The sequence below is a fragment of the Roseitalea porphyridii genome (assembly GCF_004331955.1).
Taxonomy (GTDB): domain Bacteria; phylum Pseudomonadota; class Alphaproteobacteria; order Rhizobiales; family Rhizobiaceae; genus Roseitalea; species Roseitalea porphyridii.
Genome location: NZ_CP036532.1, coordinates 369,751 through 393,411 on the forward strand (window position 1 = coordinate 369,751; position 23,661 = coordinate 393,411).

At 66.7% G+C, this 23,661-nt stretch carries 19 protein-coding genes, 2 pseudogenes and 1 riboswitch; of the genes and pseudogenes, 15 read left to right on the forward strand and 6 right to left on the reverse strand.

The window, feature by feature from the left end:
- Positions 1 to 124: 124 nt before the first annotated feature.
- A complete protein-coding gene (locus E0E05_RS01825) occupies positions 125 to 3,607 on the reverse strand; it encodes a peptidoglycan-binding protein (RefSeq protein WP_131615144.1) in 3,483 nt (1,160 codons plus the stop codon).
- Positions 3,608 to 3,913: 306 nt separating this feature from the next.
- Between E0E05_RS01825 and E0E05_RS01830 the strand changes: the two genes are divergently transcribed.
- The 7 genes from E0E05_RS01830 to E0E05_RS01860 all read left to right on the forward strand — a co-directional run bounded on the left by E0E05_RS01830 (position 3,914) and on the right by E0E05_RS01860 (position 11,735).
- Positions 3,914 to 4,321 (forward strand): MerR family transcriptional regulator, encoded by a 408-nt coding sequence (locus tag E0E05_RS01830; RefSeq protein ID WP_131615145.1) that lies wholly within the window; start codon positions 3,914 to 3,916, stop codon positions 4,319 to 4,321.
- A 238-nt stretch (positions 4,322 to 4,559) separates the two neighbouring features.
- A complete protein-coding gene (locus E0E05_RS01835; RefSeq protein WP_131615146.1) occupies positions 4,560 to 6,356 on the forward strand; it encodes an acyl-CoA dehydrogenase C-terminal domain-containing protein in 1,797 nt (598 codons plus the stop codon).
- 85 nt (positions 6,357 to 6,441) lie between these two features.
- Complete coding sequence (locus tag E0E05_RS01840) at positions 6,442 to 6,783, forward strand: GIY-YIG nuclease family protein (RefSeq protein ID WP_131615147.1); 342 nt, start codon at positions 6,442 to 6,444, stop codon at positions 6,781 to 6,783.
- Positions 6,784 to 6,975: 192 nt separating this feature from the next.
- Positions 6,976 to 7,629, forward strand: coding sequence for a glutathione S-transferase family protein (locus E0E05_RS01845; protein ID WP_131615148.1), 654 nt, complete (start codon positions 6,976 to 6,978; stop codon positions 7,627 to 7,629).
- Positions 7,630 to 7,653: 24 nt separating this feature from the next.
- Positions 7,654 to 8,862 (forward strand): acetyl-CoA C-acetyltransferase, encoded by a 1,209-nt coding sequence (locus E0E05_RS01850; RefSeq protein WP_131615149.1) that lies wholly within the window; start codon positions 7,654 to 7,656, stop codon positions 8,860 to 8,862.
- Between the two features lie 3 nt (positions 8,863 to 8,865).
- Entirely contained in the window at positions 8,866 to 9,516 is a 651-nt protein-coding gene (locus E0E05_RS01855; protein ID WP_131615150.1) for an FMN-binding negative transcriptional regulator, read from the forward strand.
- Positions 9,513 to 11,735 (forward strand): 3-hydroxyacyl-CoA dehydrogenase NAD-binding domain-containing protein, encoded by a 2,223-nt coding sequence (locus tag E0E05_RS01860; protein WP_131615151.1) that lies wholly within the window; start codon positions 9,513 to 9,515, stop codon positions 11,733 to 11,735. Before E0E05_RS01855 ends, E0E05_RS01860 begins: the two co-directional genes overlap by 4 nt.
- 60 nt (positions 11,736 to 11,795) lie before the next feature.
- Here the strand turns inward: E0E05_RS01860 and E0E05_RS01865 are convergent, their stop codons facing one another.
- Complete coding sequence (locus E0E05_RS01865) at positions 11,796 to 12,062, reverse strand: YARHG domain-containing protein (protein ID WP_131615152.1); 267 nt, start codon at positions 12,060 to 12,062, stop codon at positions 11,796 to 11,798.
- A gap of 143 nt (positions 12,063 to 12,205) precedes the next feature.
- Between E0E05_RS01865 and E0E05_RS01870 the strand changes: the two genes are divergently transcribed.
- Positions 12,206 to 13,600, forward strand: coding sequence for a cytochrome P450 (locus tag E0E05_RS01870; RefSeq protein ID WP_131615153.1), 1,395 nt, complete (start codon positions 12,206 to 12,208; stop codon positions 13,598 to 13,600).
- Between the two features lie 193 nt (positions 13,601 to 13,793).
- Positions 13,794 to 14,003 (forward strand): cold-shock protein, encoded by a 210-nt coding sequence (locus E0E05_RS01875; protein ID WP_131615154.1) that lies wholly within the window; start codon positions 13,794 to 13,796, stop codon positions 14,001 to 14,003.
- A 107-nt stretch (positions 14,004 to 14,110) separates the two neighbouring features.
- Here the strand turns inward: E0E05_RS01875 and E0E05_RS01880 are convergent, their stop codons facing one another.
- Entirely contained in the window at positions 14,111 to 14,350 is a 240-nt protein-coding gene (locus E0E05_RS01880; RefSeq protein WP_131615155.1) for a hypothetical protein, read from the reverse strand.
- 220 nt (positions 14,351 to 14,570) lie between these two features.
- Here E0E05_RS01880 and E0E05_RS17860 point away from each other — a divergent pair.
- Positions 14,571 to 14,793, forward strand: a pseudogene (locus E0E05_RS17860) (helix-turn-helix domain-containing protein); the annotation flags it as partial.
- A 77-nt stretch (positions 14,794 to 14,870) separates the two neighbouring features.
- Positions 14,871 to 15,251: pseudogene (locus tag E0E05_RS17865) on the forward strand (S24 family peptidase); the annotation flags it as partial.
- Between the two features lie 27 nt (positions 15,252 to 15,278).
- Here the strand turns inward: E0E05_RS17865 and E0E05_RS01890 are convergent.
- Positions 15,279 to 16,946, reverse strand: a complete 1,668-nt coding sequence (locus E0E05_RS01890) for a lysine--tRNA ligase (RefSeq protein WP_131615157.1) — start codon at positions 16,944 to 16,946, stop codon at positions 15,279 to 15,281.
- 164 nt (positions 16,947 to 17,110) lie between these two features.
- Between E0E05_RS01890 and E0E05_RS01895 the strand changes: the two genes are divergently transcribed.
- Both E0E05_RS01895 and E0E05_RS01900 read left to right on the forward strand, forming a co-directional pair.
- Positions 17,111 to 17,530 (forward strand): tellurite resistance TerB family protein, encoded by a 420-nt coding sequence (locus E0E05_RS01895; protein ID WP_131615158.1) that lies wholly within the window; start codon positions 17,111 to 17,113, stop codon positions 17,528 to 17,530.
- A gap of 76 nt (positions 17,531 to 17,606) precedes the next feature.
- A complete protein-coding gene (locus E0E05_RS01900; RefSeq protein WP_131615159.1) occupies positions 17,607 to 18,485 on the forward strand; it encodes a sterol desaturase family protein in 879 nt (292 codons plus the stop codon).
- On the opposite strand, the gene E0E05_RS01905 is transcribed toward E0E05_RS01900, so the two are convergent.
- On the reverse strand, positions 18,455 to 19,768 hold the full coding sequence (locus E0E05_RS01905) for a transporter substrate-binding domain-containing protein (protein ID WP_158629245.1): 1,314 nt from the start codon (positions 19,766 to 19,768) through the stop codon (positions 18,455 to 18,457). The two genes, E0E05_RS01900 and E0E05_RS01905, sit on opposite strands and share 31 nt — an antisense overlap.
- On the opposite strand from E0E05_RS01905, the gene E0E05_RS01910 reads away from it, so the two are divergent.
- Together E0E05_RS01910 and E0E05_RS01915 are read left to right on the forward strand one after the other, a co-directional pair.
- Positions 19,730 to 21,460: a glycosyltransferase family 2 protein gene (locus E0E05_RS01910; protein ID WP_158629246.1), complete on the forward strand. Its 1,731-nt coding sequence runs from the start codon at positions 19,730 to 19,732 to the stop codon at positions 21,458 to 21,460. The genes E0E05_RS01905 and E0E05_RS01910 overlap by 39 nt on opposite strands.
- Positions 21,461 to 21,550: 90 nt before the next feature.
- Positions 21,551 to 22,369 carry an ion transporter gene (locus E0E05_RS01915; protein ID WP_131615161.1) on the forward strand — a complete coding sequence of 273 codons (819 nt, stop codon included), beginning with the start codon at positions 21,551 to 21,553 and terminating at the stop codon, positions 22,367 to 22,369.
- Here the strand turns inward: E0E05_RS01915 and E0E05_RS01920 are convergent.
- Positions 22,344 to 23,435, reverse strand: coding sequence for a 2'-deoxycytidine 5'-triphosphate deaminase (locus E0E05_RS01920; protein WP_131615162.1), 1,092 nt, complete (start codon positions 23,433 to 23,435; stop codon positions 22,344 to 22,346). The genes E0E05_RS01915 and E0E05_RS01920 overlap by 26 nt on opposite strands.
- A gap of 78 nt (positions 23,436 to 23,513) precedes the next feature.
- A riboswitch (SAM riboswitch) is annotated at positions 23,514 to 23,600 on the forward strand.
- Positions 23,601 to 23,661: the final 61 nt, after the last annotated feature.

Consider the following 23,661-nt stretch of genomic DNA (forward strand, 5'->3'; position numbering starts at 1 on the left):
ATGCCGGCACCGTCATGCGCCCGGCGACCGGGAGTGTCAATGAAGACACCGGTTTGGACAGCCGTCGAGGGGACTTATGGCCGGGCCTGGAGGGCCGGGCGGGCCCGGAACCGGCCCGTTCCGGTCAACCCTCGCCGTTGGCCAGCGTCAGCAGCTTCTCGACGAGCGCCTGGTCGACATTGCCGGTCGCCTCGAGGCCGTTGTCGCGCTGGAAGGCGATGATCGCCTCGCGGGTCTTGCCGCCCATGATGCCGTCGACCGGGCCGGCATCGTAGCCCTGATCGTTGAGGATCGCCTGGATGTTGGCGATCGCCCGCTTCATGTCCTCGCCGGAGAGCGGTTCGGCGGCGGCGGTCCTTTGACCGTCGGTCTGCCATGCCTCGGGCACGCTGACGACGTTGACCTCCTGATCGACCGGCTTGGGCTTCCACAGGGCCGTGGCGCCGCGCGCCTGTTCGAGCTGGTCGGGGCGCAGCACGTTGGCGATGTCGTCCCTCTTGGAAGCGGCGTCCTCGTCGCCGCTCTGGGCGGCGAGCGCGAACCATTTGTAGGATTCGCCGAGATCCTGCGGCATCCCCTGGCCCTTGGCCGACAGGATGCCGAGGTTGAACTGGCTGTCGCGCACGCCCAGTTCGGCGGCCCGCAGGAACCAGCGCGCGGCCGAATCGAAGTCCGGCGCCCCGTCGGCGCCGCTGGCGAACAGCACGGCGAGATTGTGCATGGCGCTGGCGTTGCCCTGCTCGGCGGCCAGTTGGTACCAGGTCTTGGCTGCGGCGATGTCGCGTTCGGTGCCAAATCCCTTCTCGTGGAAATTGCCCAGCCGGTATTGCGCCGGCGCATAGCCCAGCTCGGCGGCGCGCTCGTACCAGTCGAACGCCTCGGCGAGCGCGTCCGGATCACTTTCCGCGCCCATTGCGATGCGGTCGCCGATCACGTGCAGCGCCTTGGCGTCACCGCCGATGGCGGCCTGGCGAAGCGCGATCGGCCCGATCTGTTCGGGGATGTCGTCAAAGCCGATCGTCTGCACGTCGGCGAGATCGTCGGAGGCCGCATCGGTCCCGGCCGTTTCGGCCTGCGCGGTCTCGACCGGGGCGGGCGCCTGCGTCACGGCTTCGCCGGCGTTCCGGCTTTCGGCCGTCACCGCGCCCGCCTCGGTGGTGACGTCGCGAACCGGCTCCTGCGGGGTGGCCTCGGCCGGTTCGGCCGTGGCGATCTCGGATTCGGTCTGCGGTTCGCTCTGTGCGACCGCGGCCGGCGGCGTCGTTTCGACGGCGACGTTGCGCGGCTCGGGCGCCATCATGCCCCGCACCAGCGGCACGGCCATCAGCGCAAGCAGGATCGCGCCGGCCGCCATCAGGATCGGCTTGCGGCGCTGCGAAACGAGGCCACCGATCGATCCGGCCACTCCGGACTTGTCGTTCTTGCCGCCCTTGGCGGAGATGCTGGCATCGGCTGCGGCGGCCTGGGCGGCGCGCCGGGCGGCGGCGATGAAGTCGGCCTTGCCCGCCTCCGCGACCGGGGTCTGGGCCGGCCTGCTGCCTTCGGCCGGCGAACCGCCGGCGGAACGTTCCGCCCGCACGCGGGCCATGATGTCGGCCAGCGCCATCTGGTCGCCGACCGGCTCGATCGGCTGATCGTCGATCACCGACGGCCCGTCGTCGTCGATGTCGGCCCGGTCCGCGCCGGCATCGTCGCCTGCGCTGCGGCCACGACCCAGCGGAAGCCGGTCGGTCATCGACTTGAGGAAGCTTCTGGGTTCCCGCTCGCCGCCTTCGGGCGCGGCACGGGTCTGCCCGTCCTCGCTGAGCGCGAACAGCGCCGCTTCTGCGGCCGCCTCCGCCGGCGACAGATCGCCACGAAGGTTCGGCTCGGCCATCGGCCTGTCGTCGAAATCGGCCGCAAGCGGCGGCGCCTCGTCGATCCGCAGCGGTTCGTCGCGAGCCGGAGGCGCCGGTGAAGCGGGCTGCGCCATGGCGGGCATCGTCTGGTCGGCCGCCGGCATCGGCGCGGCGCGGGTGCCGGGCTCGCCGTTGACCTTCTGCTCCAGGCTGGCGAGATGATCGACCACCTGCAACAGCGTGTCGTGGATCGCCTCGAACGTCTTGGCGTTGCGGCTGTCGGTATCGCGGGCCAGCGTTTCCAGCGCGCGCAGATCGTCGGTCAGATGACCGAGCGTGTCGGGCAGGCTGTCGGCACCGGTTCCCACGCGCGCGGCCACTTCCTCGGCTGCGGTGCGCGCCGCGCTCCAGATCGTCTGTTCGTCGAACGGCATGGTGCGATCCGGCGAAAGGCTCGCGGACAGTTCGGCGATCTGCGCCTCGAGCGAGCTCATGTCGACGGGCGCCTGTGCCCCTGCGCCGCTGGACAGCATCGCGGTGATCTCGTCGAGGCGATGTTCGAGCTGCGCGATCGACGGCACGTCGGCCCGATCCTGCTCGCTGCGGTCGATCCGCCGGGCGATCTCGGCCATGCGGTCGTCGACCGAGCGCATCACATCTTCGACAGAGCGCTCGGTCAGGGCGGTGGTCTGGCGCAGTTGCGCGTCGATCGCGTCGAGCCGGTCCTCGAGTTCGGCCGTCACGAAATGCGACTGGTCGCCGGAGAGCGTGTCGGCGCGCGACAGCGTGTGGAGCGCTTCGGCGATCTGGTCGATGCGCGCGTTGAGCGCGTCCATCGCCTCACCTGAAACGGTGCCGGGCGCCACGCTCAGCCGCAGCCCGTCGATCCGGGCGGCCAGCTCCTCGAAATGGGCATCGTAATCGGTCGCCGACAGCGCATGGGCGTACTGGTCGACCTGATTGGCAAGCGCGGTGATGCGCGCCTCGACCCGCTCGAGCGTGTCTTCGCCCGCTGCCGCAGACCGTACGGTCGGGATCGAGGCGATCGCCCGGCTGATCTCGTCCAGCCGGGCATCGATCTCGTCGAGCGCCGCAGGCGATGCCTGCGTGCTGTGTCTTGCGACCTGCTCGACCGCGCTCGCCAGCGTGTGCAGATGCGCGTCGAGCGTGTCGAGCTGGGAGGAGCGGGGCAGGTCGCCGATCGCCCGGTGCATTTCGTCAAGCCGGCCCGACAGGCCCGTCATGTCCTCGCGCGAGGCGAGCGAATGCGGCAGATCGGCAATCTCGCGCTCGATCACCGACCAGCGATCGGTGAGTTCGCGCACCGTGTCCTCGCGCGCGAGCGCGGCGACCTCGGACTTGAGCTGTTCGATATCGCCGCGCAGTCCGGCAAGGTCGGCCGTACCGGACCGTGTCGCGCGCGCCTGATCCCGCCGCCCGTCACCGGCGCCGCGCATCGACCGGATCTCGTCGCGCAGCGCGTCGAACCCGCCGGTCGACGACTTGATCTGACGGCCGACATCCTCGCGCAGCCGTCCGATCTCCCGCTGCAGCTGTTCGGCCCGCGAACGTTCCTGCGGCGCCCTGCGGCGGCCGCTGCGATCCTCGTCGATCCGGCTTTGCCGGGCGCGGATGGCCGCAAGGTCACCCTGCGCGCCCTGTCGCCCGTGGCGGGGCTGGCGTGCGCTGCCTTCGACGCGTCGTTCGAGCGTCGTCAGCGCCTCCTGCAGACGCTCGAGTGTGTTGGCGGTGTCAAAACGCTCACGCATGAAATGCCTGTTCCCTTGCGGGCGGTGCGAATCGGCGCACCGCGGTCAAGCCGGCCGGCGGTCGAACGTCGGCCGCAGGCGAACCGGCATGACCAACTCTTTAACCAACGTGGTAAACAACGCGTTAACCAGTGTGACTTCCGGCAAGTCGGACCCAATGCCGCCCGCTCCGGCCGAAACTGTAACCATGGTGTAACCGTCCGAAACCTTCCCGCGCGCCAGCCGGATTCCTAGGGCTCCTGCGAAAAGGGGCGACGCTCCCGGTGCTACCGGCGCCGGAAGCGCAGACGGGGTGCGAAGATGACGATGGCGGAAACCATTGAAGGCGCGGCGGACGCGGAACCGATCTACAGGATCGGCGAACTGGCGAGCGAGTTCGATATCACGCTCAGGGCTCTGCGCTTTTACGAAGACAAGGGGCTCGTCGAGCCCAGGCGCGTCGGCAACACCCGGCTTTTTTCCCGCCGCGACCGGGCGCGCCTGAAGCTCATCCTGCTGGGCAAGCGGGTGGGGCTCTCGCTGCAGGATATCAGCGACCTGCTCGATCTTTACGATCCGGCGGGCGACAACAGGCTCCAGCTCGAACGCGCCGAAGCGATGGGTACCGAACAGCTTGCCCGCCTGCGCGAGGAGCGTGCCTCGCTCGATGCGGCGATCGAGGAACTCGACGCCACGCTCGCCACAGTGCGCGCGCAACTTGCCGAAAGCGGTTAGCTGCCCGGGCCGCTCGACGCGCGGTAACGTCTCCATGATCCGCCGTTCTGCCCGTGGCCCCGGCCGTCGCGATGCTGCCATGCACTGTTCGTATGCATGCGCCGGTGCGCCTGCCCGCAGGCCGCGAAAGAGTCGCACGTAATTTTGACGTTTACGCAAACGTCAAAATTTGCTAGGCCGCGACGAGAACAGGCTGCCATCGCCGCGATGGCGGCGCACGCATGATGCGGAGGAACCCATGCCGAGCTACCACGCCCCGGTCGACGACACGCTCTTCATCCTCAACGATGTCCTCAAATACGAGCGCTTCAACAATCTCCCCGGCTTCGCCGACGCCACGCCCGACATCGTCGAGGCGGTGCTGCGCGAGGGCGCAAAGCTCGCCGAGGAGGTCTTCTTCCCGCTCAACCAGATCGGCGACCAGCAGGGCTGCGTGCGTCACGACGATGGCACGGTGACGACGCCCGAGGGCTTCAAGGACGCCTTCGACCAGTTCAAGGAAGGCGGCTGGATGGGCCTTGCCTTCGACGAGACCTACGGCGGCCAAGGTCTGCCCTACACGCTGCACACCGCCGTCGGCGAGTACTTCTCCTCGGCCAACATGGCGCTGATGATGTATCCGGGCCTGACCCAGGGCGCGATGGCGGCGATCGCCGTGCACGGGTCCGACGAGCAGAAGCAGACCTATCTGCCGAAGATGGTCGAGGGTGCCTGGACCGGCACCATGAACCTGACCGAGCCCCACTGCGGCACCGATCTGGGCCTTCTGCGCACAAAGGCCGTGCCGCAGGGCGACGGCACCTACAAGATTTCCGGCCAGAAGATCTTCATCTCGGCCGGTGAGCACGACATGAGCGACAACATCATCCATCTGGTGCTGGCGCGCATCGAGGGCGCGCCGGAAGGCACCAAGGGCATCTCGCTGTTCATCGTGCCCAAGTACAAGGTCGGCGAGGACGGCTCCGTCGGCGAGCCAAACGGCGTCACCTGCGGCTCGATCGAAGAGAAGATGGGCATCCACGGCAACGCCACCTGCGTGATGAATTACGACGACGCGGTGGGCACGCTGGTCGGCGAGGAGCACAAGGGCCTGAAGGCCATGTTCATCATGATGAACGAGGCGCGCCTCGGCGTCGGCCTGCAGGGCCTATCCATGTCCGAGATCGCCTATCAGAACGCCGCCGACTATGCGCGCGAGCGCATCCAGGGCCGGGCGCTGTCGGGCGCGAAATACCCCGACAGGAAGGCCGATCCGATCATCGTCCATCCGGACGTGCGGCGGAACCTGATGACCATGCGCGCCTTCAACGAGGCCGGTCGCGCCTTCATCCTCTGGGCCGCGCTGAAATCGGACGTCGCGCATCGCTCCGAGGACGAGAGCGACCGCGAGCTGAACGAGGAGATGATGGGCCTGCTCACGCCGGTCATCAAGGGCGTGCTGACCGACAAGGGCTTCGATCATGCCGTCATGGCCCAGCAGATGTATGGCGGGCACGGCTACATCGAGGAATGGGGCATGAGCCAGTACGTGCGCGACGCGCGCATCGCCATGATCTACGAGGGCGCCAACGGCATCCAGGCGCTCGATCTGGTCGGCCGCAAGCTGCCCGCCAATGGCGGCCGCGCGGTGCAGGCCTTCTTCAAGGAGATCGGCGATTTCTGCGAGGACAATCGCGACAACGAGCAGCTGAGTTTCTTCACCAAGCACCTGAAGAAGGGACTGAACGACCTGCAGGCCGCGACCATGTGGTTCGTCCAGAACGCGATGGCCAAGCCCGACAATGCCGGTGCCGGCAGCCACGACTACATGCACCTGTTCGGCCTGGTGGCGCTTGGCTACATGTGGGGCCTTCAGGCCAAGGCCGCCCAGGAGAAGATCGCCGAGGGTGCCAATGGCAATGCCAGCTACCTCGAGAACAAGCTGGTCACGGCGCGCTATTTCTTCGAACGCGTGATGCCGGAATCGTCGGCCCACGTGGCTCGGATTTCGGCCGGCGCCGAAACGATGATGGCCATTCCCGAAGAGGCGTTTTAGGGTCTTCCCTTCTCCCCGCGTGCGGGGAGAAGGTGGATGCGCCGGTTCGAGGAACCGGCGCAGACGGATGAGGGGCGGTCGCCGCATGACGGGTTTCGTCTACATCCTCGCCAACAAGCGGAACGGTACGCTCTATGCTGGCGTCACCTCGGACCTTGAAGGCCGGATGCATGATCACAGGAACGGACTGACGCCCGGCTTTGCGACAAAATACGGCTGCGACCGGCTGGTCTGGCTCGAGCGACGCCCGAACATCGTGCTGGCGATCCGTCGAGAGAAATCTCTGAAGGACTACAAGCGGGCGTGGAAACTCGATCTGATTGCGAAGCTGAATCCGAATTGGGACGATTTGACCGACAGCATCCATGTCATCGACAATCCATACAAACCCAAAGCCGGCTCCAGATGGAGTGAATTGTATGAATGAAGCACCGCACACACCTGTGTCATTCCGGAACTTGATTCCGGAATCCATTGTCTCGGTCGGCGCCGTGGATTCCGGAATCAAGTTCCGGAATGACGGATCCGTGTTCGGTCACGCGTGTTCTGAGTTTGATTTGCAGTCCACCTGTATCCCGGCGACAAGTGCCGGGATCACGGAAATGCGCGGAAACCACCCATGACCCAATTCACCCTTCACGGCTTCTGGGAGAGCGGCAACGCCTACAAGGTGGCGCTGATGCTCGAACTCAACGACGCCGACTGGCGCTGCGAGCATGTCGCCTTCATGACCGGCGCGACGCGGCGGCCGGAGTTCCGCGCGCTGAACGTGATGGGCGAGGTGCCGGTGCTGATCCATCACCGCGACGGCGGTGATTTCAAGTTGACCCAGTCGGGCGCGTGTCTGACCTATCTGGCCAAGCACTTCGGTACCTACGGCCCGCAGACCGAGGCCGAGGAGTATGACGTCCTGCGCTGGCTTCTGTTCGACAGCCAGAAGGTCTCCGGCCAGGTCGGGCCCCTGCGCTTTCTGCGCTACATGGCCGGACGGCCCGATGGTCCGGAAACCGACTATCTGCACGGCCGCGCCGTCAGCGCGCTCAAGGTGCTCGATGCCGCCCTTGAGGGAACCGACTGGCTGGTCGGTGGGCGGCCGACGATCGCCGACATCGCCTGCCAGGGCTATCTGCACTGGCCCGGCCAGATCGGCGTGACCTATGACGAAACGCCCAACATCGGACCCTGGCTGGAGCGCATCCGCGCCCTGCCCGGTTTCAAGCATTCCGAAGACCTGATGCCCTCGGGCCGCGAGCCACAGACGGCAACGGCCTGACACGAGAACAGACGGGAGATCCCAATGGCAGACGCCTATGTTTACGACGCGGTGCGCACACCGCGCGGACGCGGCAAGAAGGACGGCAGCCTGCACGAGGTGCCGACGCCGCGCCTTGGCGCGCACGTTCTGAGCGCGCTGCGCGACCGCAACGGACTGGACACCGGCAAGGTCGACGACGTGATCTTCGGCTGCGTCGATCCGGTCTACGAGGCCGGCGGCGACATCGCCCGCGCAGCGGTCTTCGAAGCCGGCTACGCAACCGAAGCGCCCGGCATGCAGATCAACCGGTTCTGCGCGTCCGGGCTCGACGCGATCAATTTCGGTGCCGCCAAGATCGCGCAAGGGGCCGACGATATCGTCATCGCCGGCGGCGTCGAATCGATGAGCCGCGTCGGCATGGGCGCCTCGGGCGGTGCCTGGTACATGGACCCGTCCGTGAACATCCCTGCCTATTTCATGCCGCAGGGCGTCTCCGCCGACCTGATTGCCACCAAGTACGGCTTTTCCCGCGACGATGTGGACGCCTACGCGGTTGAAAGCCAGAAGCGGTCCGCCGAAAGCTGGCAGAACGGGCATTTCAAGAGGTCGGTAATCCCGGTGAAGGATCAGAACGGGCTGACCATCCTCGACAGGGACGAGCACATGCGTCCCGGCACCGACATGCAGTCGCTCGGCCAGCTCAACCCGTCCTTCGTCATGCCCGGCCAGATGGGCGGCTTCGAAGCGGTCGGCATTTCCGGCCATCCGGAAGTGGAAGCGATCAACTATGTCCACCATGCCGGCAATTCATCGGGCATCGTCGACGGCGCGGCCGGCGTTCTGCTCGGCTCGAAGAAGGGTGGCCGGATGATGGGCCTCGAACCGCGCGCCAGGATCAAGGCGTTCGCCAACATCGGCTCGGATCCAACGCTGATGCTGACGGGCCCGGTCGACGTCACCGAGAAGCTGCTCAAGAAGGCGAAGATGACGCTCGACGACATCGACCTGTTCGAGCTGAACGAGGCGTTCGCCGCAGTCGTCCTGCGCTACATGCAGGCCTTCGACATCGACCATTCGAAGATCAACGTCGCCGGCGGCGCGATCGCCATGGGCCACCCCTTGGGCGCCACCGGCGCGATGATCTTCGGCACCGTGCTCGACGAACTCGAACGCCGCGACCTGAACACCGCGCTCGTGACGCTGTGCATCGGCGCCGGCATGGGCACGGCGACCATCATCGAGCGGGTGTGAACGATGTTCCAGCCTGACGAACACAGGCTCGACGACCCGGCCGCGATCGCCGAAGCGGCCCGGGCCATCCAGTTCGCCTGCATCGTGACGTCGACCGGATCGGCGTTGCAGGCGACGCACGCGCCATGCGTCGTCAAGGAGCGGGACGGCGACATCGCCGTCGAGTTCCATGTCGCCCGCGCCAATCCGCACTGGAAGCACGCGACCGAGGGGCCGTCGCTCGCCATCTTTCAGGGCGAGCAGGCCTACATCCATCCGGGCTGGTATCCGACAAAGGCCGAGACCGGAAAGGCCGTGCCGACGTGGAACTACGTGACGGTGCATCTGCACGGCATGCTCGAGACCATGCGGCCGGGCGAGGAACTGCACCGGCACCTTGAGGAACTGACCGCGCTCAACGAGGCGCACCGGGACGAGCCGTGGGCGATCAGCGATGCCCCGGACCGGTACATCGAGACCATGAAGCGCGGCCTTGTCGGCCTGCGCCTGCGGGTCAGCGAAGCGCATGGCGCGCTCAAGCTGAGCCAGAACAAGAACGATGCCGATCATGCCGGCGTGCTCGCCGGACTGAATGCGTCCGGGGGCGCGGCCGGAGTGATGGCCGCGCAGATGGCGGAGATCCGGCGCCGGCAAGACACGGGAGAAAACCAGTGACCTACACCAACTTCACCATCGAGACCGACGCAGACGGCATTGCGCTCGTCACCTGGGACATGCCGGACAAGTCGATGAACGTGTTCACCGTCGAGGTGCTCGACGAACTCGACGCGATCGTCGACCAGATCGCCGGCGACGACGCGGTCAAGGGCGCCGTCATCACTTCGGGCAAGAAGGATTCGTTCTCCGGCGGCGCCGACATTTCCATGCTCAAGAAGATGTTCGACATCTTCAACGCCGAAAAGACCCGCGATCCGGATCAGGCCGTCAAGCTGCTGTTCGACAATGCCGGCCGCATGAGCCAGGTCTTCCGCAAGCTGGAAACGTGCGGCAAGCCGTTCGTCTCGGCGATCAACGGCACCTGCATGGGCGGCGCGTTCGAACTGTCGCTGGCCTGCCATGGCCGCGTGGCCGCCGACACCGACGCGGTCAAGATCGCCCTGCCGGAAGTCAAGATCGGCATCTTCCCCGGTGCTGGCGGCACTCAGCGCGTGCCACGCCTGACAAACCAGCAGGACGCGCTGCAGATGATGACCACGGGCCAGAACCTGAAGCCCGCGCGCGCCAAGGCCATGGGGCTCGTGCACGAGGTTGTCCCGCCGAAAAAGCTCATCGATGCGGCCAAGAAGATGATCGGCGACGGGCTCAAGCCCGTTCAGCCCTGGGACGAAAAGGGCTTCAAGCTGCCCGGCGGCAACATCTATTCGGCGTCCGGGGCCAATGTCTGGCCCGCGGCCTCGGCGATCCTGCGCCGCGAGACGCACATGAACTATCCGGGCGCCGCGGCGATCCTCAAATGCGTCTATGAGGGCCTGCAGGTGCCGTTCGACACCGCTCTCGTCGTCGAGCAGCGCTATTTCGCCCAGGTCCTTCAGACGCGCGAAGCCGGCGCCATGCTGCGCTCGCTGTTCGTTTCGCTGCAGGAACTGAACAAGGGCGCGCGCCGCCCCGAGGACGTCAAGTCGACAAAGTTCAAGAAGATCGGCGTCGTCGGCGCCGGCTTCATGGGCGCCGGTATCGCCTTCGTCACCGCCAAGGCCGGCATTCCGGTCGTGCTGATCGACCGCGAGCAGGAGGCCGCCGACAAGGGCAAGGCCCATTCGGCCGACCTGATGAAGAAGGCGATCCAGAAAGGTCGCGCGGCGCAGGACGACGCCGACAAGCTTCTGTCGCTGATCACGCCGACGACCGATTACGCCGATCTGGACGGATGCGATCTGGTCATCGAGGCGGTTTTCGAGGACTCCGGCATCAAGAAGGCGGTCACCGAACAGGCCGAAGCCAATCTCAAGCGCACGGCCGTGTTCGCTTCCAACACGTCCACCATTCCAATCACCGATCTTGCGAAGAACTCGGCCCGCCCGAAGAACTTCATCGGCATCCACTTCTTCTCGCCGGTCGACAAGATGATGCTGGTCGAGGTGATCCTGGGCAAGAAGACGTCCGACAAGGCGCTCGCCGTCGCGCTCGACTATGTGCGCGCGATCAAGAAGACGCCGATCGTCGTCAACGACACGCGCGGTTTCTACGTCAACCGCTGCGTGCTGCGTTACATGTCCGAGGCCTACAACATGCTCATCGAAGGCGTGCCGCCGGCGATGATCGAGAACGCGGCGAAGATGGCCGGCATGCCGGTCGGCCCGCTCGCGCTGAACGACGAAACGGCGATCGACCTGTCGCAGAAGATCCTCAAGCAGACGCTGAATGATCTGGGCGAGAAGGCCGTCGATCCGCGCCATGTCGACCTCGTCAACACCATGGTCGACAAGCACGGCCGGCACGGGCGCAAGAACGGCAAGGGCTTTTACGACTATCCGCAGAAGCCGGCCCAAAAGCACCTGTGGCCGGAGCTGAAGACGCTCTATCCGCAGCAGGATCCCGATGCGATCGATTTCGCCGAGCTCAAGGAGCGGTTCCTGTACGTGATCGCGCTCGAGGCGGCGCGGGTGATGGGCGAGGGCATCGTCACCGATCCGCGCGAGGCCGATGTCGGCTCGATCCTCGCCTTCGGCTTTGCGCCCTATACCGGCGGGACGTTGTCCTACATCGACGGCATCGGCGCGGAGGCCTTCGTCGCCCGCGCCCGGCAGTTGCAGAAGAAATACGGCACCCAGTTCAAGCCGCCGCGCCTGCTGACCGACATGGCCAAGACCGGCGAGACCTTCTACGGCCGGTTCAACCCTTATCCGGAACTGGAGCAGGCCGACGCGGCATAGGCGGCCGCATTGCCGCATCCGGGACCCGGCGGTCGCGCCGGGTCTTGCGGCGCGGCCGCCTCAGTTGACGTTGCAGCCGCGCCGCTGTTCCTCGTCCCGGATTTCGTCGACGCGCCTTTGCTCGTAGGTCGACAGGGCCGGATTCCGTGTCCAGCACTCGAATTCGGCGAACGCTCTCCGGGCAAGATCGGTCTGGAAGCAGTAGCCGTTCTCGGCGAAGATCAGGTTGCGTTCGTACCAAAGATCATAGCAGCTCGTCTGCGCGGCAGCGGACCCTGCGCCCGCAACCAGGAACAGCGCCACCGCGCCAGCACGCGCGATCAACATCCCGCCTGTCCTCCTTGTTGCACCCCGCAGCGACCTTAGCCGTTTTCGCCATTCCGGCAAACATCGCCGTGTGCGACGATCGTTCCATCCGCACGGACCGAATGTCGTAGTGTCTGCGCCAGCGATATTGGCTATCAGCGGGCATGTCCGCGCCCGAAACGGCCTTTCGTCCACCCGCTCCGATCCCGCGTTCGCCGATCGCGGCGTTGCTGGCGTCCCTTTTCGCGCGGGACCGCGATCTGCTGACGCTTCTGCCCGAACAGGCCTATCGCACCCGCATCGAGCGCCTGGGCCGGTCACGGCGCGGCATCGTGCTGGTCAACGACCCCGCCAGCGTCCGCGAGGTCATGGTCGACCGCGTCGACGCGTTCGCCAAGAACGACCTGTTCACCGGCGCCCTTGCGCCGCTCGTCGGTGACGGTGTCTTCATCGCCCACGGTGCGGACTGGCAGCGCCAGCGCGCCATGATCGAGCCCGGTTTCGAGCACCTTCGGGCCGGTCGCTCGTTTGCGCCGATGCGGGCGGCGACCGAGGCCTTCGTCGCGCGGCTTCACGAAAAGGCCGGCGCGCCTGTGCGCCTCGACGCCGAGTTGAGCCGGCTGACCGCCGACATCATTCACAGGGTGATCTTCTCGGGCCCCCTCGACGGGTCCGATGCCGAGGCGCTGTTCGCCGACTTCGCCCGCTTTCAGGCCGAGGTCGCCAACGTCCGCGTGATGCAGTTGCTCCTGGGCCGACCCTTCGCACCCGTGGAACAGCCCGAGCGGGCGCGCGCTGCAGCGACGGCCATCAGGTCGCGGCTTTCGGCGATGATCGAGGCGCGCCGGGCCTCGGGCGAGGAAAAGGGCGATCTGCTGGGCGCCGCGCTTGCGGCGCGCGATGACGAGGGGCGGCAGTTCTCGCCGAGGGAACTCGTCGACCAGATGGCGGTGTTTCTGCTGGCCGGCCACGAGACGACCGCCAGCACGCTGACATGGCTGTTCCTGATCCTGTCGCAACGGCCGCATCTGGCCGCCGATCTTCGCGCGGAAGCCGAGCGCTGCATGGGCGAAGGAGCGGCCGAGTTCGGTGCCCTCAGGCAAATGACCCGTATGCGGGCCGCGCTCCAGGAGACCCTGCGGCTCTATCCGCCGGGGGCGTTCCTGCCGCGTGTGGCGCTCCACGACACCCGGCTCGGCGACATTGCGCTCAGGCGCGGCACGATGGTGCTGATCTCGCCCTGGATCATCCACCGGCATCGCGAACTGTGGCGCGCGCCCGACGACTTCATACCCGAACGCTTCGGCCCCGATGCGCCACGGCCCGTTGCCGGCAGCTATCTGCCCTTCGGCCTCGGACCGCGCGGCTGCATCGGCGGCGCGTTCGCCATGGCCGAGGCGCAACTGGTCGCGGCGTCCGTGCTGAGGCGCTTCGACATCGTCATCGACAGGGCTGCCGCCGTGCGGCCCGCCGTTCACCTGACCCTGCGGCCGCGCGATCCGGTCACGGTTCGTTTCATGCCGCGCCGGCCGCCCGATTCAGCGCGAAACGGGCAATGATGCCGGTGTGGCTTTCGTCTTGAAACGGCAACAAACCTGTGCGCATGTCACCGGCTATCGAAGTTTCGGCCGAACGGAAACAGCCTAACCGCCGCACCAGAAGCGGCACGCCTAGTCCTTTCTGCAGACATCGATGACCACCGGCAGGCCTGTCCTGCCACACTACGTGCCTACCGTCTTGAAAGGACATCTCATGGCAAGCGGAACCGTCAAATGGTTCAACACCACCAAGGGCTATGGCTTCATCGCCCCCGATGAGGGCGGCAACGATGTGTTCGTGCACATCTCGGCCGTCCAGCGCTCCGGCATGGAGAGCCTCGCCGAAGGGCAGAAGGTCTCCTACGAACTGGTCACCGACCGCCGCACCGGCAAGACCGCAGCCGGCAACCTCGTCGCCGAGTAACCGACCGAAGGGGCCTCGCCGGATCAACGCGCGGGGCCCTGACCACCCCACATCCTGATCGGCCTTCGTTGGGACCCGGTCGCTTAAGTCGCCGTGCCCCGGGCGCCTCAGTCCCTGCCGTCGCGGTCGCGTTGCCGCCGGCCGTCACGGAACGCCGGCAATGCTCGCAGATCACCGCGCGCGCGGCGCACCCGAACCGGCGCGGGTCGATGCGTCAGGCGGCTCTGCACCCGGCTGGTGGCGAGAGCCAGGAACGTGGCGATGCTGAAGGCGATCATCCAGTCCACACCCGTGATGACGCCGAGGAAAAGAAACGCGGTGAAATCGACAAAGAAAAAGCTGCTCATTGCAGTCTCCAGAAATTGCGAGCGATCGATTGCCCGTTGCGCCTGTCCCGCCTGACCTCTTCTTATCCCTACGAAAGTAGTAGGTTCGACCTGTTCGGCAAGCACAAGCGCGGCGGATTTGCCGCCCGCACCGGAAATCGCATGGGGATGGCCGGTCCGGCGCGCTTGCGGCACAGGCGTCCCGCAGGTATTTATTCCTTGATTCCGACGGCCTGAAGCCATGCCACGACTGACCCATGATCAAGTCTGGGGCGCCATCGACCGTTTGGCCGAGCGCCATGATCTGTCGCCGTCGGGCCTCGCCCGGCGGGCGGGTCTCGACTCGACCACGTTCAACAAGTCCAAGCGCTTCGCCGCCGACGGGCGCGCGCGCTGGCCGTCGACCGAGTCGCTCTCCAAGGTGATGGAGGCGACCGGCGCCACGGTGGACGAGTTCATGGCGATGCTCGCGCCCGAAGCCGACCGTTACGGCTTCGCCGAGACCGGACAGTCACCGGTCACCGGGCCGGGAGTGCGGTCGGTTCCCTTGCTGGGGCTCGCGCAGGCGGGCGGGGGCGGCTATTTCGACGATGCCGGCTACCCGGCCGGCGAGGGCTGGGATCATGTCGACTTTCCGGACGCCGGTCTTGGCGCCCATGTCTACGCGCTCGAGATCAGCGGTGATTCGATGGAACCGCTCTACCGGGCGGGCGACCGGATCATCGTCTCGCCGACGGCGACGATCCGGCGCGGCGACCGCGTCGTCGCCCGCACGCGCGACGGCGAGGTGATGGCCAAGATCCTCAAGCGTCGAAGCGCGGCCGGGGTCCAGCTGGCCTCGGTCAATCCCGACTTCCCCGATCGCACCTTCGCGCCGGACGACCTTGAATGGATCGCCCGCATCCTGTGGGCGAGCCAGTAGTCCGGACCAACTGCCGATGGGTGCCCGTCAGGCGGCCGCCAGTTCGCCGCTGAGCGCCTTGTCGATCAGCGCGCGCGTCTCGTCGATGCCGTAGAGCGCGATGAACGAGCCAAGACGCGGCCCGCGCTCCTGGCCGAGAAGGGTCCGGTAGAGCGCATTGAACCAGTCGCCGGTTACCGCCGGCTTGCCCTCCGGGCTCTTCTTGCCCGGATCCTGGTAGCGTTCGAACTGCCGGCCGACATCGAGCAGCGCGTCCTGGATCGCCGCGCCGTCGGTCGCCTTGTCCGCCGGAAGCGCGGCAAGCGCCGCCGACAGGTCTTCGAGCGCCTGCCGCTCGGTGTCGTCGGGGGCGTGGAACCGCTTGGTCGGCCGGACAAAGTCCTCGAAGTAGCGGATGGCGTAACCGGCGAGCGCGTCGAGCTGCGGATGCGACTGCGGCGTCACGCCGGGCGCATAACGCGAGATGAACCCCCACAAAACGCCCTTGTTCTCGGCGTTCGAGGCGCTGACGAGGTTGAGCAGCATCGCGAACGGCACCGGCATCTGCGCATCGGGCGGATTGCCCGAATGGATGTGCCAGACCGGGTTCTGCAGACGCTGCGCCGGCTCCTGCCGGCCATAGGCCGCAAGGAAGCTGTAATATTCGTCGACGGCCTTGGGGATGACGTCGAAATAGAGCCGCTTGGCGGTGCGCGGCTTCTGGAACATGAACAGCGCCAGGCTCTCGGTCGGCGCATAGGTCAGCCACTCGTCGATGGTCAGCCCGTTGCCCTTGGACTTGGAGATCTTCTCGCCCTTGTCGTCCAGAAACAGCTCATAGACGAAGTGTTCCGGCGGCCGGCCGCCCAGGATCGCGCAGATGCGGTCGTAGATGACGGCATTGGTCTGATGGTCCTTGCCGAACATCTCGAAGTCGACGCCGAGCGCCGCCCAGCGCATGCCGAAATCGGGCTTCCACTGCATCTTCACCTGCCCGCCGGTGACCGGCAGGGTCGTCTCGGTGCCATCCTCGTCGTCGAAGGTGATCGTGCCCTCGGCCGCATCGACATGTTTCATCGGCACGTAGAGCACGCGGCCCGTCTTAGGCGAGATCGGCAGGAACGGCGAATAGGTGGCCTGCCGCTCCTCGCCCAGCGTCGGCAGCATCACCGCCATGATCTCGTCATAGCGGGCGCAAGCCTCCATCAGCACGGTGTCGAAGCGGCCCGACCTGTAATAGTCGGTTGCGCTGGCGAACTCGTAGTCGAAGCCGAACGTGTCCAGGAACCGCCGCAGCATCGCGTTGTTGTGATGACCGAAGCTCTCATGGTCGCCGCCGAACGGGTTCGGCACGGCGGTCAGCGGCTTGTGCAGATGCGGCTCCAGCGCGGCCCGGTCGGGCACGTTCTCTGGGATTTTGCGCATCCCGTCCATGTCGTCGGAAAAGCACAGAAGACGCGTCGGCACGCTGTCCTCGGTCAGCACGCGGAATGCGTGGCGCACCATCGTCGTGCGCGCCACCTCGCCGAACGTGCCGATATGCGGCAGGCCGGACGGGCCATAGCCGGTCTCGAACAGGACCGCCTCGGGAAAGCCGGTCTTCTCGTAGCGCTTGATGATCTTGCGCGCTTCCTCGAACGGCCACGCTTTCGACGAGCGGGCGGCTTCGACGAGGGCGGGATCGAGATCGGCAGGCGGCAGCGGTGCGGCGCTCATGGCGGTTCCCCGTGGACGGGCTGGTTTGGCCGGAAAGCCGCTCCCTAGCCCAGCGCCGAGGCAAAGGAAAGTGGCCCGATGTGCCGGCACGTTCATGACAAGTGTGGCTTGCGCGCACGGTCCGCCGGCCATACAGACGGGCACAGATCGCACGAGGTGACATCATGGCGAAGATCGACGAAGCGCGCGCCCTCATCTACATCATGGTCACGGTGGCCGCGGCCGACGCACAGCTCTCCGACCGCGAGCTCAACCGCATCGGCGTGATCACCGACACGCTGCCGATCTTCGAGGGCATCGATCGGGACGTCTTGGTCGAACAGGCCAACAATTGCACCGCGATCCTGGCCGACGAGGCCGGTCTGGAGACGATCCTGACGCTCGTGCACGACACGATCCCGCCGCGCCTTTACGAGACCGCCTACGCCGTGGCGGTGGAGATCGCCGCAGCCGACCTGCATGTCGAACAGGAGGAGCTGCGTTTCCTGCAGATGCTGCGCGACGCGCTCGATCTGGACGCGCTGGTCATCGCGGCCATCGAGCATTCGGCACGCGTGCGCTTCCGGCTGCCCTCGCAGGACTGATGCCGCTCGCTGCGCTCACGGCAATGTGCGCATCGGCCGCGTTGACCCGCCGCCCCGGCAGCGCCATTTCGGTTCCATGATCGAGAACGAGCCGCTCATCCGTTTTGGCGCCTTCGTGGCGATCTTCACGGCCATGGCCGCGTTCGAACTGTGGGCGCCGAGGCTTGAACGGCCGGAGATGGCCGGCGCGCTGCGCTCGCGTCGCTGGCTCGTCAACGTCTCGATGGTCGTCATCTCGTCGGTATGCCTGCGGATCATCTTTCCCGCTGCCGCCGTCGGCACGGCCATCTATGCGCAAAGCCAGGGCTGGGGCCTGTTTCCGGCGATCGGAATGCCCGTGGTCGTTGCCGGGATCCTCGCTTTCATCGTGCTGGATTTCGCCGTCTGGCTCGAACATCTGGTCAGCCACAAATGGCCGCTGCTCTGGCGCATCCACCGCATGCACCATTCCGATCAGGGGTTCGACCTGACAACGGCGCTGCGGTTTCATCCGCTGGAAATCGTCCTGTCCATGATCTGGAAGGCGGCCGTGATCGTCGTTCTGGGCGCGCCGGTCGTCGCGGTGCTCGTCTTCGAGATCGTGCTGAACGGCATGGCGATGTTCAACCACGCCAATGCGCGCCTGCCGCTTGGTCTGGACCGCGTGCTTCGCGCGCTGGTCGTCACCCCGGACATGCACCGTGTCCATCACTCCGTCGTCCGGCGCGAGACCGATTCCAACTACGGCTTCAACCTTTCGGTCTGGGACCGGCTGTTCGGGACCTACACCGATCAGCCCGAAGCGGGCCATGACGGCATGCGCCTCGGCCTGACCGACTATGATGGCCCGCAGACCGCAAATCTGGGCTGGGCGCTCGTCCTGCCCTTCCGCCGCGCCGGCTACCGGCTGGCGCGTGGCGCCGAGGCCGAACCGCCCCGGCCTGGCTATGTCCCGAAGGGATCGACCGGGAAATAGCGCGCGTAGATTTCCGCGTAGGCGCCGCTGTCCTCGACCGCCTTCAGCGCCCCGTTTATCGCATCGAGCAGCCGCTGGTCCTGTGTCCGCGTCACCGCGACCATGCCCTGACCGAGATGTCTGTCGGACATGTAGGGTCCCGACAGGAACCGGCAGCAATCGTCGGCGGCCGGCGACGTCAGCCAGAACGACAGGAGCACCCCGTCTCCGAACACGAGGTCAGCCTCTTGCTCCCGCAGCGCGGTGTAGGCGGCGGGCATGTCCGCCACCGGCATGGCCTCGGCGTCGGGAAAGAAGGCGGCGAGCATCTCCGCGTGCGGAGAATTGGCCACCACCGCCACCTTGCCCTGCGCCAGACGTGCGTCGAACCCGTCCTCGTCGTCACCGTCCGCATCGCGACCGACGAAACGGGCCGGAAACCGGAAGTACGGCTCGGACAGGCCGAACCGCGCGCGCAGGCTCGCATCCGGCGCATGGCCAGCCAGTATGACCTCGCCGCGCCGCGCTTCCAGAGAGGCTTCCAGTTCCTCCCACGGCATTGCCTGGATTTCGCAGCGATCGACGAGGTCGAGTTCCTCGCAGACCGCCCGGGCGAGATCGACGTTGAAGCCGGTCGGCTTCCGGTTGGCATCGGCGAAATTGAACGGCGGAAAGTCCAGGCTGGTCAGAAAGCGCAGCCTTTGCAGACCGCCAAGATCGACGGTTGCCGTGCGATATCCCGGATCCCACAGTCGAGGAGGCTCGGCGAGCGCCCGGCCCGACCCGGCAACGGCGATGAAGAGCGCAAGAGCGGCAAGGACGGTCCAGCGCCACCGCTGGGCGGCACGGCCGAAAACGTCGCACGCCGACCTGGCCACGAACGCTCCGGACAATATCGACAAGTGAACGCAAATCATTGCCGGGTTTTTTTGGTTGTTTCCGCTCATCAATACTAAACCTGTGGTCGATTGTTCAATTGGTGTAAGCAGGTATGCTGAAGGCCGGGTGAGGTATAGAAGTATGTTGTCAGCGTGACGCGGATGGCCGCGGAGAGCGGACCCGTGCCGGCCGGAGATCTGGCTGGCGAGGCCGGCGTGATCGGCGAGGCCCTTGCGCGCGTCATCGCCCCGCAGCCCGGTCCGGCCCTGTCGCAGCCCGGCACGCCACAGGCGAACGATGATCTTGCGCTGAGCCCATGCTGCGCATTCTTGGCGGCCGCCGGATTTCCGGTCAAGCGCCTGCAACGTGCCATGCAGCTGGCCCGGATGAACGGCACCAGCGCGGGGGTCGAACTGCTGGCGCACGGCGCCGTGTCCCACGACGTCTACTATCGCACGCTCGCCGCGCGCCTTGGCCTGGCGTTCGTCGATGCCGATCAGGTCGACCGGCTGCTCGACGCGCCGGACCGGTCCTCGGGCGACGTCGACGCGCGCACGCCGCTGGTCTGGTGCCAGTTGCACGACGGCCGGCCTGTCCGGGTCACCGCGCCGGACCCGCGCGCCGTCGGACGCCTTGTCGCGGCCGCCGACCGCGGCACGCTCACGGGCCCGCTCGCGATCGCAACGCCGCGGACGTTGCGCGATCTCGTCACCCGCCACCACGAGCCGCAACTGCTCGAGAACGCGATCCGCAGGCTTGCCTATCTGGAGCCGGCCATGTCGGCGCATTCCGGCGCCCGGTTCTGGCAGGGCGTGGTCTCGGCACTGGTCGTCACCGGCGCCCTGGTTGCGTTCGCGAGCAGGCCCGGCCTGACCACGGCAGTCCTGCACGGCTTCATGTCGGTCTTCTTCTTCGCCTGTGTCCTCCTGCGGGCACTGGCCGCCGTCACCTTCCGGCCCGTCGCCGAACGCCCCCTTGCGAAAACGCCACCCGGGGCCAAGCCCGTCTACACCGTACTCGTCTGCCTTTATCGCGAGGCAGCCGTGATCCCCGATCTGATCGCCAGCCTCAAGCGGATCAACTGGCCGCGCTCCAAGCTGCAGATATTGCTGGTGTGCGAGCATGACGACGCCGAGACGCTGGCTGCGCTCGCCACAGAGCAACTGCCGCCCTTCTTCGAGATCGTCCGGGTGCCGCCCGCACAGCCGCGCACCAAGCCAAAGGCGCTGAACTATGCCATGGCGTTCGCGCGCGGCCAGTTTGTCACCCTGTACGACGCCGAAGACCGGCCGCATCCCGACCAGCTCGAAGAGGCCTGGCAGACCTTCGCCCGGAGCGACGAGGCGATCGCCTGCTTGCAGGCGCCGCTGGTCAAGGCCAACACCGGCCGCAACGCGCTGACCGCGCTGTTCCACCTCGAATATGCCGGCCTGTTCGGCGGCCTGATGCCGTGGCTTGCCCGCGCCGGCGCGCCGATCATGCTCGGCGGCACCTCGAACCATTTCCGCCGCGACGCGCTCGAAAAGGTCGGCCGGTGGGATCCGTTCAACGTGACCGAGGATGCCGATCTCGGCATGCGTCTCTGGCGCAGCGGCTACCGCACCGCGATGATCACGCGGCCGACGCTCGAGGACGCGCCCTCGCGCTTCGCCGACTGGTTGCCGCAGCGCACGCGCTGGTTCAAGGGCTGGATGCAGACCTGGATCGTCCACACGCGCGAGCCGCTGAGACTTCTTCGGAACATGGATGCGCGCGCCTTCCTGATCACCCAGCTCCTGCTCACCGGCACGGTCGTCTCGGCGCTTCTTTATCCGCTCGTTCTCGTCAACGCCGCCTTTCTGAGCGCCTGGCTGCTGATCGATCCGCCCGAGCAGATCTACATGGGCCTGATCGCCTGGCTCGACTGGCTGATGATCCTGTCGAGCTACGTCGCCGTGATGACGCTCGGCTGGATCGCCACCGACCGCGACGCGCGCGGGGCCATCGGCTGGCGGCTGCTTCTGGTGCCCGCCTACTGGCTGGCGCAGTCGGTCGCCGCCTGGCGCGCCGTCCACCACCTGTTCACGCGCCCCTTCGAATGGGAGAAGACCCCGCACGGGCCGCACGAACGCCCATGAACCTTGTGCGCCGCACAAGCGCGCATTTTCATTCGGCGCACGCGTCCATATATTGGCGCCTCAACCTCTTGCGCGGGTGCCCGGATCCTCATGGAAAAACTCAGATCGATCGTCGAGAGCCAGCGTTTCGAACGCGCCATCATCGTGCTGATCATCATCAACGCGGTCACCCTGGGCATGGAGACCTCGCCGGTCCTGATGGCGGCGATCGGCCCGGTGCTGCTGACGATCGACCGGCTGATCCTCGCCGTCTTCGTGGTCGAACTGATCATGAAGTTCATGGTCTACCGGGCCGGCTTCTTCCGCAGCCCCTGGCGCATCTTCGATCTGGTCATCGTCGGCATCGCCCTGATCCCGGCGGCCGGTCCGTTCGCGGTGCTGCGCGCGCTGCGCATCCTGCGCGTGCTGCGCCTGATCAGCGCCGTCCCCTCGATGCGGCGGGTCGTCGGCGGGCTGCTGACGGCGCTGCCGGGGCTCGGCTCGATCGTGCTCCTGCTGTTGCTGGTCTTCTACGTGTTCTCGGTCATGGCGACCAAGCTGTTCGGCGGCGCGTTTCCGCAATGGTTCGGCTCGATCGCCGCGTCGGCCTATTCGCTGTTCCAGATCATGACGCTGGAAAGCTGGTCGATGGGGATCGTGCGGCCGGTGATGGACGCCTTCCCCTGGGCCTGGGCGTTCTTCATCCCGTTCATCGCCGCAACGACCTTCACCGTCCTCAACCTGTTCATCGGCGTTGTCGTCTCGGCGATGCAGGCCGAACACGACGCCGAGGCGGCCGGCGAGCGCAAGTCGATCCATGACGAGCAGGCGCTGATCTTAGAGGAACTGAAGGCCCTGCGCGTCGAGGTTCGCGCGCTCCGCGCCGAGCGCGATGGCGAGCCTGTCAGCGAAAGTGCTTCGACAGCTTGAGGCCCTGGGCCTGGTAGTTCGAGCTCAGATCGGCGCCGTACAGCGCCGTGGGCCGACCGACCATGTGCTCGTAGACGAGCCGGCCGACGATCTGCCCGTGCTCGAGAACGAAAGGGACTTCGTGGCTGCGCACTTCCAGCACGGCGCGGCTGCCGGTGCCCCCGGCGGCCGAGTGGCCGAAGCCGGGATCGAAGAAGCCGGCATAGTGGACGCGAAATTCGCCGACCAGCGGGTCGAACGGCGTCATCTCGGCCGCATGGTGCGGCGGCACATGCACCGCCTCGCGGCTGACGAGGATGTAGAACTGGTCCGGATCGAGGATCAGCTCCTTGCGGGCGCGCACATGGACCGGCTCCCAATAGTCGAGCACCTCGTGCGCGCCGGGCCTGTCGACATCGACCAGCGCGGTGTGACGCTTGCCGCGATAGCCGACCAGGCCGTCGCCGTCTCCGGTCAGGTCGACCGACAGTGCGATGCCGCTGTTGGAGATGTTTGGCCGTTCGTCGGCGACCAGCGTCTCGGCATCGTGCAGGGCCGCCAATGCGTCCGCATCGAGCGTGGCCTGACCGCGCCGGAAGCGGATCTGCGTCAGCCGCGAGCCGGTGCGCGCGACGATCGGGAAGGTGCGCGGGCTGACCTCGAGAAACAGCGGTCCCCGGTAGCCGGCCGGGACCTTGTCGAACTCGACGGCATGGTCGGCGATCACGCGCGTGAAGATGTCTAGCCGGCCGGTCGAACTTTTCGGGTTTGCGGCCGCAGCCACCTCGGCCGGCAGGGCCAGCCCTTCGAGCAGCGGCACGATGTAGACGCAGCCGGTTTCGAGCACCGCGCCGTCCGTCAGGTCGATCCGGTGCAGCTCGAACTGCCTGAGCTTGTCTTGGACCGTGTGCGCCGCGCCCGGCATGAAGCTGGCGCGCACCCGGTAGGCGACTTCGCCCAGGCGCAGATCGAGGCTCGCGGGCTGGACCTGTCGATCGTCGAGCGGCCGGGGGACGGTGATCGCCCCCGCCTCGATCAGTGCCGCAATGTCGTGATCGGCGAGAATGCCGCTGCCGCGCCGCGCCATGCCGTCTCCGCCTGCCAGTGGTTGCGGCACGATGGAGAGGCGTGCCGATTGACGCAAGCGGGCCGACCCCTTATGGACAGCTTATTGTGTGGTGATTTGGCCGGCCGGCTTGCAGCCACGGGAGCACGCTCCCAGAACTCGCTAAAAGGCCGCGGACGATGCCAGCATCGATATGGCGAGGACCCGGCTTCATGGCGGCATGAGGCCGGGATTTTTGTATGGAGGA